Annotated in this window: 13 protein-coding genes; 5 read left to right on the top strand and 8 right to left on the bottom strand. The window is 63.2% G+C overall.

Features of this window, described 5'->3' with window-relative positions; translation table 11 throughout:
* Positions 1 to 4 precede the first annotated feature (4 nt).
* Positions 5 to 1,192 (top strand): Na+/H+ antiporter NhaA, encoded by a 1,188-nt coding sequence (gene nhaA, locus NKJ57_RS13300; RefSeq protein ID WP_352511039.1) that lies wholly within the window; start codon positions 5 to 7, stop codon positions 1,190 to 1,192.
* A gap of 53 nt (positions 1,193 to 1,245) precedes the next feature.
* Here the strand turns inward: nhaA and NKJ57_RS13295 are convergent, their stop codons facing one another.
* Complete coding sequence (locus tag NKJ57_RS13295; protein ID WP_352511038.1) at positions 1,246 to 1,746, bottom strand: MmcB family DNA repair protein; 501 nt, start codon at positions 1,744 to 1,746, stop codon at positions 1,246 to 1,248.
* Positions 1,747 to 1,805: 59 nt separating this feature from the next.
* Here NKJ57_RS13295 and NKJ57_RS13290 point away from each other — a divergent pair, with 59 nt between their 5' ends.
* Entirely contained in the window at positions 1,806 to 2,153 is a 348-nt protein-coding gene (locus NKJ57_RS13290; protein ID WP_023826506.1) for a hypothetical protein, read from the top strand.
* 259 nt (positions 2,154 to 2,412) lie between these two features.
* On the opposite strand, the gene cueR is transcribed toward NKJ57_RS13290, so the two are convergent.
* Positions 2,413 to 2,832 carry a Cu(I)-responsive transcriptional regulator gene (cueR, locus tag NKJ57_RS13285; RefSeq protein WP_023703112.1) on the bottom strand — a complete coding sequence of 140 codons (420 nt, stop codon included), beginning with the start codon at positions 2,830 to 2,832 and terminating at the stop codon, positions 2,413 to 2,415.
* Positions 2,833 to 3,069: 237 nt separating this feature from the next.
* Here cueR and NKJ57_RS13280 point away from each other — a divergent pair, with 237 nt between their 5' ends.
* Positions 3,070 to 3,687, top strand: coding sequence for a L,D-transpeptidase (locus NKJ57_RS13280; protein WP_023692663.1), 618 nt, complete (start codon positions 3,070 to 3,072; stop codon positions 3,685 to 3,687).
* A gap of 182 nt (positions 3,688 to 3,869) precedes the next feature.
* On the opposite strand, the gene NKJ57_RS13275 is transcribed toward NKJ57_RS13280, so the two are convergent.
* The 6 genes from NKJ57_RS13275 to NKJ57_RS13250 form a co-directional block, all read right to left on the bottom strand.
* On the bottom strand, positions 3,870 to 4,439 hold the full coding sequence (locus NKJ57_RS13275; protein ID WP_023685140.1) for a NifU family protein: 570 nt from the start codon (positions 4,437 to 4,439) through the stop codon (positions 3,870 to 3,872).
* Positions 4,440 to 4,640: 201 nt separating this feature from the next.
* Positions 4,641 to 5,132, bottom strand: coding sequence for a universal stress protein (locus NKJ57_RS13270; RefSeq protein WP_023672856.1), 492 nt, complete (start codon positions 5,130 to 5,132; stop codon positions 4,641 to 4,643).
* A gap of 101 nt (positions 5,133 to 5,233) precedes the next feature.
* Entirely contained in the window at positions 5,234 to 6,301 is a 1,068-nt protein-coding gene (gene trpS / locus NKJ57_RS13265; RefSeq protein ID WP_023725837.1) for a tryptophan--tRNA ligase, read from the bottom strand.
* A 172-nt stretch (positions 6,302 to 6,473) separates the two neighbouring features.
* On the bottom strand, positions 6,474 to 8,081 hold the full coding sequence (murJ, locus tag NKJ57_RS13260) for a murein biosynthesis integral membrane protein MurJ (protein WP_352511036.1): 1,608 nt from the start codon (positions 8,079 to 8,081) through the stop codon (positions 6,474 to 6,476).
* A gap of 58 nt (positions 8,082 to 8,139) precedes the next feature.
* Positions 8,140 to 10,935, bottom strand: coding sequence for a [protein-PII] uridylyltransferase (locus NKJ57_RS13255; protein ID WP_352511034.1), 2,796 nt, complete (start codon positions 10,933 to 10,935; stop codon positions 8,140 to 8,142).
* A gap of 33 nt (positions 10,936 to 10,968) precedes the next feature.
* Complete coding sequence (locus tag NKJ57_RS13250; protein WP_023690024.1) at positions 10,969 to 11,811, bottom strand: glycosyltransferase family 25 protein; 843 nt, start codon at positions 11,809 to 11,811, stop codon at positions 10,969 to 10,971.
* 176 nt (positions 11,812 to 11,987) lie between these two features.
* Between NKJ57_RS13250 and NKJ57_RS13245 the strand changes: the two genes are divergently transcribed.
* Both NKJ57_RS13245 and copM read left to right on the top strand, forming a co-directional pair.
* Entirely contained in the window at positions 11,988 to 14,501 is a 2,514-nt protein-coding gene (locus tag NKJ57_RS13245) for a heavy metal translocating P-type ATPase (protein ID WP_023708203.1), read from the top strand.
* Positions 14,502 to 14,544: 43 nt separating this feature from the next.
* Complete coding sequence (gene copM, locus NKJ57_RS13240; RefSeq protein ID WP_023685134.1) at positions 14,545 to 14,928, top strand: CopM family metallochaperone; 384 nt, start codon at positions 14,545 to 14,547, stop codon at positions 14,926 to 14,928.
* Positions 14,929 to 14,977: the final 49 nt, after the last annotated feature.

Here is a 14,977-nt window from a genome sequence, read left to right as displayed (position 1 = left end):
ACAGATGCGCGACAAGCAGCCGAAATCCATCCTTCGCGAATTCCTCGATGGCGAGGCGGCGGGCGGCATCATCCTGATGGTTGCGGCAGCCCTTGCGCTGATCGTCGCCAATTCACCATTGGCCGAAACCTATTTCGCCGCTCTCCACGCCTATCTCGGCCCGCTCAGCGTGTCGCACTGGATCAATGATGGGCTGATGGCGGTGTTCTTCCTGCTGGTCGGCCTCGAGATCAAGCGCGAGATGCTCGACGGTCAGCTCTCGACCTGGCCGCGCCGCGTGCTGCCGGGCGTCGCCGCCGCCGGCGGCATGCTGGTTCCCGCACTCGTCTATGTCGCCATCAACCGCAACAACGCCGCCGCGCTCTCCGGCTGGGCGATCCCGACCGCCACCGACATCGCCTTTGCGCTCGGCGTACTGTCGCTGCTCGGCAACCGCGTGCCGGCGTCGCTCAAGATCTTTCTCACCGCGCTCGCCATCATCGACGATCTCGGCGCCGTCATCATCATCGCCATCTTCTACACAAGCGGCCTGTCGCTGGCCTATCTCGGTGCGGCCTTCGCCGTCATCGCGGTGCTCATCATGCTCAACCGCATGCGGGTGACGAGGCTGACGCCCTACCTAGTGCTCGGCGCCGTGCTGTGGGTGCTCGTGCTGAAATCGGGTGTGCATGCGACGCTGGCCGGCGTCGCGCTGGCGCTCACCATTCCGCTGAAAATCTCTGCCGGCAGCGGCCACGATCTCGACCATTCGCCGTTGCACCGGCTCGAACACGGCCTGCACAAGATCGTGCCCTTCTTCGTCATCCCGATTTTCGGCTTTGCCAATGCCGGCGTGTCGCTGGCCGGCCTCAGCGCCTCTGCCCTGGTCGAGCCGCTGACGCTCGGCGTTGCCGCTGGCCTGGTGCTGGGGAAGCTGGTCGGCGTCTTCGGCTCGTCCGCGCTTGCCATCCGGCTCGGTTTCGCCGACCTGCCGGTCAATGCCGGCTGGCTGCACATGGTCGGCATTTCGCTGCTCTGCGGCATCGGCTTCACCATGAGCCTGTTCATCGGCCTGCTTGCCTTCGCCAACGACATGGCGCTGCAGGACGCCGTCAAGGTCGGCATCCTGGCGGGGTCCTTCGTTGCAGCGCTGCTGGGTGCCGCCGTGTTGCTGATGGCGCCGGCCGCAGGAGTGGAGGAGGAGGTGGAGTAGGTGTTCTTGGGTTCCTCGCCCCCGCAAAGCGGGGCGAGGAACTTGAGCTTCGTCTACTCGCTCTCTCCCGCCAGCGCCGGCACCGCCACACCCGCCAGCTCCGCCGCCAGCAGCCGCGCCGCACCCGCCCGTGCAATGCGCAGCATCAGCGCCTTGCGCGTTGCTGCGGCCATGCGGTGCTCGGGCGCCTCGCGCAAAATCTCGGCGCCGTAGCCGTCGGACAGGATGAAGCCGCATTCCTCCGGAAAAATATCCGAGGGCACGCCGGGATGCGTGGCGAAGAAGAAGCGGTCGGAGTGCAGCCGGTAGTCAGGCCATTTGCGGTCGACGCGGAAATCCTCGATCGAGGATTTGACCTCGATGATCCAGATGTCGCCCTGCCTGGTCAGCGCCACAAGGTCGGCGCGCCGCCCGGTGGCCAGCGACAGTTCGGGCAGCCCATGCATGCCCATTTGCATAAGCAGCCGCTGCACGCCACGCCGCACCAGCATGGCGCGTTCCGACTGGCGGCCGTCGATCAGGGGATTGAGGAGAATCGGGGAGATGATCGGCATGGCAGCCACCATGCCAGATTTTGTTCACGGTTTGAACCCTGTGTGACCATGGCGATCGTATGGTTGACAAACCCATAGGCGAATTTTCTCTCGCAATGATAAGAAGCACGGTCCTTGGCACGAGGGGAGACACCATGGGGTTTTTGGGATTCATCAACCGGCTTTTCCCCGCGACCGAAGAGTTGCGCCGGTACTCAGCGATCGCGGGTCCCTATTCATTCATGTTTCTGGTGAAGCGCATCCCAGCCGAAAACCGGAAATTCGTACGCTTCCGCCTCAGCCATATGGGAGCGGTCCAGGATAGTTGCACATTCAGCGTCGAGGAGTTCGGTTCCCTCGTTGATGCCGTCCTGAAGACAAAGGCAGAGCTAGATGACCCACTGCTCACGAGCGCTACCCAGCCGTAGGGGAATGGCGGCGATTATACGGTTGACAGAACTGAGGCTGCGACTTGATCCGAGCGCCTTCCGCGATCGCACCATATCTGTATCGGCGCGGTCTGGTATTGCTCCGGAACGCCCCTGCGTCCGCCGATCAACTTCCGTTCTTAGCTATAAGGCGGCCGGACTAAAGTCTTGCGCCGTGAACGCAAAGGTCTGATGTAACCGCTTTGGTTCCGTTCTTGTCCCTTGGACGTTCCCGTATTTTAGTCAGTCGAGATACTACCTATATGGCCGAAGCCGGCCTGTTCTCGAGTAGCGCAGCCCCCGCAATGTCATCCAAAATCGGGCAATCCGGCCGGTCGTCACCATGGCAGGCCTGGATCAGCGTCTGCAAGGTCGTGCGCATCGACTGCAGCTCGCGCACCTTTTCCTCGATGGCGCTCACATGGGCGGCGGCAATCTCGCGCACATCGTGGCTGGCGCGGCTGCGATCGCGGTAGAGCGCCATCAGCTGGCGGCAATCGTCGATTGAAAAGCCGAGGTTGCGGGCACGGCGCAGGAAGGCCAGCCGATGGATGTCGTCGCTGGAATAATCGCGATAGCCATTGCCGGCGCGCGCCGGCGCGATCAGGCCGATCTCTTCATAGTAGCGGATGGTCTTGGCCGGCAGGCCGGACCGCGCCGCGGCATCGCCTACATTCATTGTGATTCCTCGATGTGGTTCCCTGATTCTAGGCTATCCGACAGGGCCGCCCATTGTTTTTCCTTCACAATCCCGTGAGTCCTGTTGCCGAAATGCCATAGTTGACGGCTTACCGGCACGTAAGCTCCTGCATATAGGCATCGCGCGCTTGGCAAGCAAAGCAAATGCCAGCATGAATGATTTCAGGAAAAGCGGCCGTAACGTGTCGCGACATCTTGGCGGGGCATCGGACCATTCATGCGCATGAAGTCATTTGCAATCGTCGCCGCACTTGCGTTGTCGGCCGCGATCTCGGGTTGCAGCACGATCGGCTCGCAACTGTTCACCAACAACTACGGTTCGGTGAACGATGCAGGCTACCAACTGCCGCGCATCCCGATCGAGAGGGTGCCGCTGAAGTACCACCGGCAAGAGGTGAACTACGACACCTCGGAAAAGCCGGGCACCATCGTCGTCGATACCCAGAACAAGTTTCTCTACTTCGTCGAAGGCGACGGCCGGGCGATCCGCTACGGCATCGGCGTCGGCCGCGAAGGCTTTGAATGGCACGGCACCGCCCATATCGCGCTGAAGCGCGAATGGCCGACCTGGACGCCGCCGCGGCAGATGATCCAGCGCCAGCCGGAGCTAGCGAAGTTCGCGAGCGGCATGGAGCCGGGCTTGAAGAACCCGCTCGGCGCGCGCGCCATGTATCTGTTCAACAAGGGCGGCGACATGGGCTACCGCCTGCACGGCAGTCCGGAATGGAATTCGATCGGCAAAGCGATGTCGTCAGGCTGCATCCGGCTGATGAACCAGGACATCATCGACCTCTACGACCGCACTTCGGTCGGTGCCAAGGTCATCGTGATGTAGGACCTTGATCCGGAACCGAGGTCCACGAAAGCGAAAAGTGGAACCGGTTTTCGGGAAGATCAAGGTCAAGATAGGCGTTACCCTTCGTACGCGGACCGTCTAGGCAACAACGGACGTCCAAAACAGAAAACCGGGCAATCTGGCCCGGTTTTTTGTTGCTCGCTCGAATGCGTGAAGGGGTCTTAGGAGACCTGCTCGACCTGCTGTACTTCCGGCACGAAGTGGCGGAGCAGGTTCTGGATGCCGTGCTTCAGCGTCGCCGTCGAGGACGGGCAGCCGGCGCAGGCGCCCTTCATGTGCAGGAACACGGTGCCGTTCTCGAAGCCGCGGAAGGTGATGTCGCCGCCATCCTGGGCAACCGCCGGGCGCACCCTGGTGTCGAGCAATTCCTTGATGGTGATGACCAGTTGCTCATCGGCCTTGTCGTAGAATTCGCCGGTCTGGCTGGTCTCGGCAGCGGGGCCGGCGTTGACCATGACGGGCGCGCCCGACATGAAATGCTCCATGATGGCGCCGAGGATGGCCGGCTTCAGGTGCTGCCAGTCCGGGCCGTCCTTGGTCACGGTGATGAAGTCATAGCCGAAGAAGACGCCGGTCACGCCGGGGATCTCGAACAGGCGGCCGGCCAGCGGCGAGGCGCTGGCTGCACTGTCGGCGTCGCGGAAATCGGCGGTGCCTTCGACAAGCACTTCCTTGCCGGGCAGGAACTTCAGCGTTGCCGGGTTCGGCGTCGATTCGGTCTGGATGAACATGGCCGTCTCCGTGCCCCAGTCGGGCAGCTAGTTTGGAATAGTTCTAAATAGGCTCAATCTGCTGGACATTCAAGCGAAACGCATCGCTCAAAATGGCTGGCTGGCGGAATGTTTTTACTGGCTGGGGATGAATCCCGCGCGGGCTATAAATCCAGGATCGTGATGTTATCCGAACCGCTTCACACTTTCCGGCATCACTCTCTATGCGAGGCTGTCGATCTCCTCGTCGGAAAGGTTCTGCGGCACCACTGTGACGGGAATAGGGAAGGCGGCGCCCTTGCCGGCAACAGCCCCGACCAGCGGCCCGGGTCCTTCCTTGCCGGCACCTGCCGCCAGCACCAGGATGGCGATGTCCTGGTCTTCCTCGATCAGCTTGTGGATCTCCTCGGTCGGCTTGCCTTCGCGCACCACCATCTCGGGCTCGATGCCGAGCTTCTGGCGCACCTTGTTGGCGTAGCCGTCGAGTGCCGCGCGCGCCGTGGCGTTGGCTTCCTCGCGCATGATCTTCTCGACGCCCAGCCAGTGCTGAAAGTCGTCCGGTGTGATGATGTAGAGCAGCACCAGCGTGCCGCTGGTGCTCTGCGCCCGCTTGGAGGCGTACGCGACGGCGCGCTCGCACTCCGGCGTGTCGTCGATGATCGTCAGGAATTTCCTGCGATGGCCGGCTTCGCGACTGAGGCGTTTGGAGACCATGTCTATCTACTCGATGTTTTCGGCCGCAATCTGCCACCGCGACAGACCGGCGGCAAGCCGCCGGCCTTGGGCCAGAATGGTGCGGTGCACTGACGGTAGGATCAGCCCTGCAACAGGCCTATAATGTCGCGTACCGTCTTCATCGTGGTCTCAGCCAGCGCGCCGGCGCGTTCGCCGCCGTCTCTCAGCACCGCGTCGACATGGGCGCGGTCGCCTTCGATGCGGCGCATCTCGCCGGCGATCGGCGCCAGTTTTTCCACGGCAAGGTCGGCAAGCGCCGGCTTGAACACGGAAAACTGCTGGCCGCCGAACTCCTTCAGCACGTCCGCCTTCGACATCTCGGCCAGCCCGGCATAGATGCCGACCAGGTTTTCCGCTTCCGGGCGGCTTTCCAGGCCGTCGACTTCGCTTGGCAACGCTTCCGGGTCGGTCTTGGCCTTGCGGATCTTCTTCGAGATGGTGTCGGCATCGTCGGTCAAATTGATACGCGACAGGTCGGACGGGTCCGACTTCGACATTTTCTTCGAACCGTCGCGCAGGCTCATGATGCGCGCCGCCGGCCCGCCGATCACCGGTTCGGTTATCGGGAAGAACCCGTTTACCGTCTCCTCGCCGACCTGCATCTCGACGCCGACGCCAAGGCTGGCGATGCGGCTCGAAAAGTCATTGTTGAACTTTTGCGCGATGTCGCGGGTCAGCTCCAGATGTTGCTTTTGATCCTCGCCCACCGGCACATGGGTGGCGCGGTAGAGCAGGATGTCGGCCGCCATCAGTGAGGGATAGGCTAGCAGGCCCAGCGAGGCATTTTCGCGGTCCTTGCCGGCCTTGTCCTTGAACTGCGTCATCTTGTTCATCCAGCCGATGCGCGCCACGCAGTTGAAGATCCAGGCAAGCTCGGCATGCTGCATCACCCGCGACTGGTTGAAGACGATGTGCTTCTTCGGGTCGATGCCGGAGGCAAGGAAGGCCGCGGTGATCGAGCGGGTCTGGTCGGCGAGGTCGTCATGGACGAGCTGTGCCGTCAGCGAATGCAGGTCGACGACGCAATAGATGCAGTCTGACGTGTCCTGCAGGGCGACGAATTTCTTGATGGCGCCGAGATAGTTGCCGAGATGCAGATTGCCGGTCGGCTGTACCCCGGAAAAGACGAGCTGTTTGAAGGCGGTCATGATGTCCTCATGGCTTGTGGAGGGCCGTATAAGCGTGATTCCGAAAAGTTGCAGACTTTTCGGAGCCAATCACGCGGCTGGAAACCACGCGCGGCGAAAGTCTTGCGACGGCGCGCTTATGGACGAAGGGGCGGAGAGGATCAAGACCGGTGTTGCTGTTAGCTCGCCCGGACTATTCGTCCAGATCGGCGTTTGGCGCTGGCGCCGCTGCCTTGCCCGAGCCGCGTTTCACATTGCGCCGGATCATGCCGAAATCGGCGCCGCCGGTGGCAAAGGCCGTGATGAAGTAGAGCAGAGCGCCGCCGGCTACCAGCGCCAGCAGCGTCGTTGCCTTGATCACCAGTGGCGAGCCGGGGCCGAGCCTGACGGCCAGCCAGTGCTCGGCGAAATAGAGCGCCACCGCCATCACCGCAGCCGACAGCACCAGGCGCGGAATGCGCTTCAGCAATGGCACGTCGCGGCCCCAATGGCCACGTCGGATCAGCACCGCAAGCAGCATCACCGCGTTGACCCAGCCGGCGACGGCCGAGGCCACCGCAATGCCGGGCGCGCCCATTTTCGGGAACAGCGTCAGCGCGGTGATCACGTTCACGCCGACCGAGATGGCGGCGAACATCATCGGCGTGCGCGTGTCCTCGCGGGCGAAATAGCCGGGAGTGAAGGCCTTGATCAGCACGAAGGCCGGCAGGCCGAGGCCGAAAATCGCCAGGATCGCGGCCACGGTCGGCGTCGAGCCGTTGGCGGCGAAGGCGCCGCGCTCATAGACCAGCCGCACGATCGGCTCCGCCATTACCCAAAGGGCCGCCGCCGCCGGCAAGGTCATGAACAGGGTGAACTCGACCGAGCGGTTCTGCAGATTGGCTGCCTCGACCAGATTGCCCGATTTCAGCGCCCGCGACAGCTCCGGCAACAGCACGATGGCCACCGCGACGCCGACGACGCCGAGCGGCAGCTGGTAGATGCGGTCGGCGTAAGCAAGCGACGACACGGCGCTGTCCTGCGCCGACGCGATCGCCGTGCCGATCAGCTGGTTGATCTGGGTGATGCCGCCGGTGATCGCCGCCGGCAGCGCCAGGATCAGCAGGCGCTTGACGTTGGGCGTCATCTTCGGCAGGCGAAAACCGATGGCGATGCCGGCATTGCGCACAGCCACCCAGACAATGGCGAGCTGTACCAGCCCCGCCGCCAGCACGCCCCAGGACAGGCTGAAACCAACCTCACGGGCATCCATGCCGTGGTACCAGGCGTAGCCGAGCACGCTAATCAGGATGATGTTGAGGAATGCGGGCGCCACGGCAGCCGCGAAATAGCGGCGCAGCGAATTCAGCATGCCGGCCATCATGGCTGCGAGCGACATGCAGATGAGATACGGGAACATGATCGTCGCCAGCAGGACGGTCGTCTCGAATTTGCCCGGCGTGTCGGCAAAGCCCGGCGCCACGAGATAGCGCACGATCAGCGGCATCGCCAATTCCATGACGATGGTCAGCGCCAGAAGTGCGGTGAACAGGACGCCGAACACTTCCTCCGAAAAGCGCTTGGCGCCGTCGGTGCCGTGAGTCTCGATCTCCTTGGCAAACAGCGGCACGAAAGCGGCGTTGAAGGCGCCTTCGGCAAACAGCCGGCGAAACGTGTTGGGAAACTGAAAGGCGGCGTTGAAGGCGTCCGCCACCGGCCCGGTGCCGAGTGCGGCCGCCATCAGCATTTCGCGGCCAAAGCCAAGGGCGCGGCTCATCAGCGTGCCGGACGCAACCGTGGCGAATTTCTTGACGAGGCTCATGCGCGGGGAGATTGCCTGGATGATTGGGACAAAGGGGGTGATTGGGACAAAGTGATGGTCACTCGGCCGCCGCCTTGGCCTTGCCGCCGCGCTCTGGGACAACGCCTTCAAGCGCCGCGATCAGCCTGGCGTGGATGGTGGCGGTGCGTGCCGGGTTGTCGATCTTCTGCCCCGTAAGGTCGGTGACATAGAAAGTGTCGATCACCTTCTCGCCGAAGGTGGTGATGTGAGCCGAGGCGATGTCGAGCGAGAGATCGGACAACGCACTGGTGATTTCCGACAACAGCCCAGGCCGGTCCAGTCCCTCGACCTCGATCACCGAAAACCGGTTCGACAGCGTGTTGCGGATTTCGGCGCGCGGCGGAATCTTGAACACCTTGGCGCCGCGCCGCGGCCGGGTGCGCTTCTCGATCATCTCCGGCAGCCAGCTCTTGCCCGACAGCACGTCCTCGATCAGCCGGCCGACGCGCTCGGCGCGACGGCGCTCATCCTCATCGCGGTCGAATTCCCGTGAGATCAGGATGATGTCCAGCGCGCGGCCGTCGGACGTGGTGAAGATCTGCGCGTCGACGATGTTGCCGCCGGCGCCGGCACAGGCGCCGGCAATAACCGAAAGCAGGCGCGGATGGTCCTGCGCCAGCACGGTGATCTCGGTCACCGCCTCGAATTGGTGGGTCCTGACCACGGTGGCGAGCTTCTTGCCTGCCGCATCGGCTTCGCGAATGAATTCGGCATGGCGCAGCTGATCGGGGAGGTCGACCGTCAGCAGATAGTTCTCGTAATGCAGGCCGACATAGCGCTTGCGGGCCTTGTCCGGCCAATCGGCCAGCGCCTCGGCCAGCCGCTCGCGCGCCGCCGCCGTCCGCTTGGCGCGCGACACTTCCGAGAAGCCGCCGGTCAAAAGCAGTTCGGTCTCGTAGTAGAGCGTGCGCAGGAGCTGGCCCTTCCAGCCGTTCCACACGCCCGGCCCGACACCCCTGATGTCGCAGACGGTCAGGATCAACAGCATTTTTAGCCGCTCGACCGATTGCACGATCGAGGCGAAATCCTCGATCGTCTTGCGGTCGTTGAGGTCGCGCGTCTGCGCCGTCATCGACATCACGAGATGGTTCTCGACCAGCCAGGCGACTGTCTCGGTGTCGGCCGCCGACAGCCCCATATGCGGGCAGATGCGGCGCGCGATCCGGGCGCCGGCCTCTGAGTGATCCTCCGGCCGGCCCTTGGCGATGTCGTGCAGCAGCACCGCGACATAGAGCGCCTCGCGGCTCTTCTCTAGCCCCGGCATCAGCGTGTGCGAGAGCGGATGCACCTTTTCGCCGTCGCCGCGCTCGATCTCGGCCAAGACGCCGATGCAGCGGATCAGGTGCTCGTCCACCGTATAGTGGTGGTACATCGAGAACTGCATCATGGCGACTATTCTGCCGAAATCGGGGATCAGCCTGCCGAGCAGGCCGGCCTCGTTCATGCGCCGCAAATTAAGCTCGGCATTGCGGTCCGAGGTCAGGATGTCGAGGAACAGCCGGTTGGCCTCCTCGTCGCGCCGCAGCGACTTGTTGACCAGACCGAGCGAGCGGGTGAGCAGCTTCAGCGCATCGGGATGGAACTCCAGCCCGTGCTTGTCGGCGAACCAGAACAGCCTGAGCAGATTGACCGGGTCGCGCTCGAACACGCTGTCGTCAGCGACGTTGATGCGGTGATTGTCGACAATGAAGTCCGACGTGCCTGCCAGCTTGCGTTTGCGGCGCTGGAAGGTGAGGAAGATGCGGTTGAACCCCGGCACATGCTTGGCCTGCTCTTCCTCGAGCGCGGCGCAGAAGATGCGGGTGAGGTCGCCGACATCCTTGGCGACGAGGAAGTAGTGCTTCATGAAGCGCTCGACCGCCGACAGACCGGGATGGGTGGTGTAGCCCAGCCGTTCGGCAATCTCGCGCTGGATATCGAAATGCAGCCGTTCCTCTGGCTTGCCGGTGAGGAAATGCATGTGGCAGCGCACCGCCCACAGGAAGTCTTCAGCCTTCTGGAATTCGCGGTACTCGGCCTCGGTGAAGACACCTTTCTCGACCAATTCCTCGCCGGTGCGCACGCGATAAAAATACTTGGCGATCCAGAACAGCGTCTGCAAATCGCGCAGGCCGCCCTTGCCGTCCTTGACGTTGGGCTCGACCAGATAGCGGCTTTCACCGGCCTTGGCATGGCGATCGTCGCGTTCGGCGAGCTTGGCCTGCACATATTCCGGTCCGGTGGTGCGCACCACTTCATGGTCGAAGCGGGTGAGCAATTCGTCGAAGAGCTTCTGTTCGCCCCACAGGAACCGCGCTTCCAGGATCGTGGTGCGGATGGTGATGTCGCTGCGCGACAGCCTGAGACACTCGTCGATGTTGCGGGTGGCGTAGCCAACCTTCAACCCGAGGTCCCACAGCATATAGAGCATATATTCGACGATCTGTTCGCCCCACGGCGTCTGCTTGTAGGGCAGCAGGAACAACAGGTCGATGTCGGAGCCCGGCGCCAGCGTGCCGCGGCCATAGCCGCCGACGGCGACGACCGCCATGCGCTCTGCGGTCGAGGGGCTTTTCACCCGGTAGACGTGGGTCGCGGCGAACTCGTAGAGGGCGCGGATGATCTCGTCCATCAGATGCGACAGCCGGGCGGCGCAGGCCGTGCCGCTGCCATCGTCCATCAGCATGCGCTCGGCAACCTTGCGGCCCTCGGTCAGCCGATCCTTCAGCAGCCGGAGCGCACCAACGCGCGCGCCGGGCTCGATGCCGCTGGCCGCCGAGATCAGCGCCGTCATGTCGCGGCGCAAAGCCTCGCTGTCGATCAGCGCGTCGAGCTTGAGGGAGATTTTTGCCATGGATTGCCGGTGGGCCTCGCCTTTGCGCGGCGTCTATAGCGCGTTTTCACGGCGCTGTGTATGGGGCGGACGGACGCGTCGGCCGCGATACCAGAAAGGGATGATCATCTCGCGCCGGAGCCGGAAGAGATCGGCGATCTGCCGCGTCAACCGCCTGGTCTCGATCCTTACCTTGGCGGTGATTGGCCTGGGGCGCCGTTTACCTATCCCGCTTGCCACCCATTCCTCTGTTCGCTCCTGCTTGAGCAGGCTTGGCAATCTCACCGGACTGTCGCCGAGGAATTGTGCCTGCAGGCACAATGCTGGGACGAGTTGGTAAATGACCTTGTCGGACGAGGTAGCAAAACGCGGATTGAAGATGAGGTGATCGACGGGAATGCTGATCTCATTCGTTGCCGCAAGAAGGTCCCGCGCGGCCTGTCTGGACAGGATGTATCCCGCCGTACCGATATGGAGCCCGTGCAGTCTGCTCGCAGAAAAACCGTGGCCGCAGGCAACTTGCTTGCGTGAAATTACGGTCCGGTTGAAGAACGTTTCCAACTTGACGATGTCCGCATCGGCGGGAATCCAGCCCGCATCGGCAAGCAAAGCGCCGGCTTTGTCCGGGAAAACGACATCGTCCTCGAAAATCGCCGCGTAAGCATCCTCACCTGCAGCGATCGTCGACCAACACTGTTGGTGGCTGAGCAGGCAGGCAATCTCGGCGTCGGCCAGGCGCAAATGCTTCTTGCCCTGCGGCATTTCGGCCAGATCCGGCCGATCTCGCGCATCGATGGCGGCGACCCGCTCGAAGGCGATGCCGATGCGCGCGAACTCCGCCGTTACATGGGCGAGGCGATCGCGGGACCGATCGAGATTGATAATCAGGCATTTCATTTGGGTGGGATCGATGCAGTGGGACGCGCGTCCATAGCATGGGAACAAAGTTGCGTAAGCGATTTTCCCTCGATGTGCGCGATGACGGCCACGATCGAAAAGTGGAAATCGCCCCTTGACCTTCCAGTTACTGGAAGCACTACCTCCTCACCCAGACAGATATAAGGCACTTTTCGATGGCGCATTCCGAGCATCACCACCACGCGCACGCGGCCGATGGCAGCTGTTGTGCGGCAAAGGCTGCTGAGCCGGCCGCCGAAGCCGTGGTGCGCGATCCGGTCTGCGGCATGAGCGTCGATCCGGCCGCGGGCAAGCCGACGGCCGAGCATGGCGGCCGTCTCTTTCACTTCTGCAGCGAGGGTTGCCGTACGAAATTCGTCGCCGGGCCCGAAAAATACCTGACCGCCACCGACCCCGTCTGTGGCATGAGTGTCGACCGCGCTACCGCCAGGCATTTTTTCCGCCACGAAGGCCAGGGTTTCTATTTCTGCTCGGCCGGCTGCCGGGCGAAGTTCGAGGCCGAGCCGCAAAACTATCTCGGCGATAGGCCGACGCCGTCGCCAGTGCCGAAAGGCACTCAATACACCTGCCCGATGCACCCCGAAGTGATAAGAGACAAGCCCGGCTCCTGCCCGATCTGCGGCATGGCGCTTGAGCCGATGGGCGTTCCCACTGGCGATGAGGGCCCGAACCCCGAACTGGTAGACTTCACCAGACGGTTCTGGGTCAGTGCGATGCTGTCCGTGCCGCTGCTGATCGTTGCCATGGCGCCGATGCTCGGCCTGACGTTCCAGGCGTTTGTCGACGAGCGCACGATGGTCTGGCTGGAATTGGCGCTGGCCAGCCCGGTGGTGCTGTGGGCGGCCTTCCCCTTCTTCCACCGCGGCTGGGAGTCGCTGGTCAACCGCAGCCCCAACATGTGGACGCTGATTTCGCTGGGTGTGGGTGCGGCCTACCTCTACAGCGTCGTCGCCGCACTGTTTCCGGACATCTTTCCGCATCAGTTCCGTGGCCATGGCGGCACCGTCCCGGTCTATTTCGAGGCAGCTTCCGTCATCGTCGCGCTGGTATTCCTCGGTCAGGTGCTCGAATTGCGGGCGCGCGAAAAGACCGGCTCGGCCATCCGTGCGCTGCTCGACCTGGCGCCGAAGACGGCACGGCTGATCGGGGAGGACGGCTCCGACACCGACGTGCCGCTCGTTGCGGTCAAGACCGGCGACCACCTACGCCTCCGTCCGGGCGACGCCGTGCCGGTCGACGGCACTGTAACGGAAGGCCGTTCCTCCATCGACGAATCGATGATCTCGGGCGAGCCGCTGCCGGTCGAAAAAACGAAAGGCGATGCCTTGACCGGCGGCACGCTCAACAAGAACGGTTCGCTGATCATGCGCGCCGAAAAGGTCGGCTCCGAAACGACGCTTTCGCGCATCGTCGAGCTGGTCGCAAAGGCGCAGCGTTCGCGCGCGCCGATTCAAGGTTTAGCCGATCGCGTCTCCTTCTACTTCGTGCCGGCCGTCGTGCTGGTCGCGCTCATGGCCTTTGCCGCCTGGGCGATCTTCGGTCCCGAACCCAGCTTGATCTTTGCCATCGTCTCGGCGGTCTCGGTGCTGATCATCGCCTGCCCCTGCGCGCTCGGCCTGGCGACGCCGATGTCGATCATGACTGCCACCGGGCGCGGGGCGCACGCGGGCGTGCTGATCAAGGACGCGGCCGCGCTCGAGCGCTTCGCTTCGGTCGACACGTTGATCGTCGACAAGACCGGCACCTTGACCGAAGGCAAGCCTCGCTTGACCGATGTCGTCGCTGCCGAAGGCCTGTCTGAGAATGAATTGCTGGCGCTCGCCGCCGGCCTGGAAAAAGGCTCGGAGCATCCGCTGGCCGAGGCCATTGTCGGCGGCGCCGGCGAACGCGGCCTGACGCTCGTTGAGGCCGGCGGCTTCGACGCCGTCACCGGCAAGGGCGTATCCGGCACGGTGTCTGGCAGGAAGGTTTCGCTCGGCAACGCCGCCATGATGGCCGATGTCGGCATCGACACCGCTTCCCTGTCGGCCAGGGCCGAGGCGCTGCAGGCAGAAGGCAAGACGGCGATGTTCGTTGCGGTGGACAAAAAACTGGCCGGCATTGTCGCGGTCGCCGATCCGGTCAAGGCAACGACAGCCGAGGCGATCAGGGCGCTGCACGACAGAGGCTTGCGGATCATCATGGCGACCGGCGACAATGAATGCACGGCGCGCGCCATCGCCAAAAGCCTTGGCATTGACGAGGTGCGCGCCGGCCTGCTGCCGGAACAAAAGGCAGCCCTTGTCGAGGAGTTGCGTGCGAAAGGTGCCGGCGTAGCCATGGCCGGCGACGGCGTCAACGATGCGCCGGCCCTGGCCAGCGCCGATGTCGGCATCGCCATGGGCACCGGCGCCGATGTCGCTGTCGAGAGCGCCGGCATTACGCTGGTCAAGGGCGATCTCAACGGCATCGTCAGGGCCCGAACGCTCGCCCAGGGGACGATCCGCAACATCCGCCAGAATCTGTTTTTCGCCTTCCTCTACAATGTGCTTGGCGTGCCGGTTGCCGCCGGCGTGCTCTATCCGCTCACCGGCACGCTTTTGTCGCCGATGCTGGCGGCGGCGGCCATGAGCCTGTCTTCGGTTTCGGTCATCGCCAACGCATTGCGGCTGCGGACGTTGAAACTCTGAGCAAAGCCCCCAGATACGAATATCAATCAACAGGAGATCATGGATGACCTTGGCTAAGAAGATCGTGCTTTTGATGATGGCGGCGGGAATGCTGCTTGCCGTTTTCCTCGAAAGCGTCCCGGCGCAATCCGAAGAGATGAAACACGACATGGGCGCGATGGGCGCGCAAGGTCCTTCGACCGACGGCTACAAGGCGGCGATGGACAAGATGCACACCGACATGATGATCGAATATTCCGGCAATGCCGATGTCGATTTCGTGCGCGGCATGATCCCGCATCATCGGGGCGCGATCGACATGGCCAAGGTGGAACTCGCCAATGGCAAGGATCCCGAAATCCGCAAGCTGGCCGAAGATGTCATCGCCGCGCAGGAAGCCGAGATCGCCAAGATGCAGGCCTGGCTCGCCGCCCATCCGGCGAAGTAAGGCAGCAACGGCCATGCCGGAGAGATTCATTCTGGATTTCTCTCCGTGC

This window comes from Mesorhizobium sp. M0077 (assembly GCF_040322955.1).
In the GTDB taxonomy this organism is placed as follows: Bacteria; Pseudomonadota; Alphaproteobacteria; order Rhizobiales; family Rhizobiaceae; genus Mesorhizobium.
This window is presented reverse-complemented; position numbering and strand designations above follow the sequence as displayed.

Coding starts and splice junctions, on each gene's coding strand:
- nhaA (WP_352511039.1), top strand. CDS start 5: ATGCGCGACAAGCAGCCGAAATCCATCCTTCGCGAATTCCTCGATGGC.
- NKJ57_RS13295 (WP_352511038.1), bottom strand. CDS start 1,746: ATGCCGATCATCTCCCCGATTCTCCTCAATCCCCTGATCGACGGCCGC.
- NKJ57_RS13290 (WP_023826506.1), top strand. CDS start 1,806: ATGGTTGACAAACCCATAGGCGAATTTTCTCTCGCAATGATAAGAAGC.
- cueR (WP_023703112.1), bottom strand. CDS start 2,832: ATGAATGTAGGCGATGCCGCGGCGCGGTCCGGCCTGCCGGCCAAGACC.
- NKJ57_RS13280 (WP_023692663.1), top strand. CDS start 3,070: ATGCGCATGAAGTCATTTGCAATCGTCGCCGCACTTGCGTTGTCGGCC.
- NKJ57_RS13275 (WP_023685140.1), bottom strand. CDS start 4,439: ATGTTCATCCAGACCGAATCGACGCCGAACCCGGCAACGCTGAAGTTC.
- NKJ57_RS13270 (WP_023672856.1), bottom strand. CDS start 5,132: ATGGTCTCCAAACGCCTCAGTCGCGAAGCCGGCCATCGCAGGAAATTC.
- trpS (WP_023725837.1), bottom strand. CDS start 6,301: ATGACCGCCTTCAAACAGCTCGTCTTTTCCGGGGTACAGCCGACCGGC.
- murJ (WP_352511036.1), bottom strand. CDS start 8,081: ATGAGCCTCGTCAAGAAATTCGCCACGGTTGCGTCCGGCACGCTGATG.
- NKJ57_RS13255 (WP_352511034.1), bottom strand. CDS start 10,935: ATGGCAAAAATCTCCCTCAAGCTCGACGCGCTGATCGACAGCGAGGCT.
- NKJ57_RS13250 (WP_023690024.1), bottom strand. CDS start 11,811: ATGAAATGCCTGATTATCAATCTCGATCGGTCCCGCGATCGCCTCGCC.
- NKJ57_RS13245 (WP_023708203.1), top strand. CDS start 11,988: ATGGCGCATTCCGAGCATCACCACCACGCGCACGCGGCCGATGGCAGC.
- copM (WP_023685134.1), top strand. CDS start 14,545: ATGACCTTGGCTAAGAAGATCGTGCTTTTGATGATGGCGGCGGGAATG.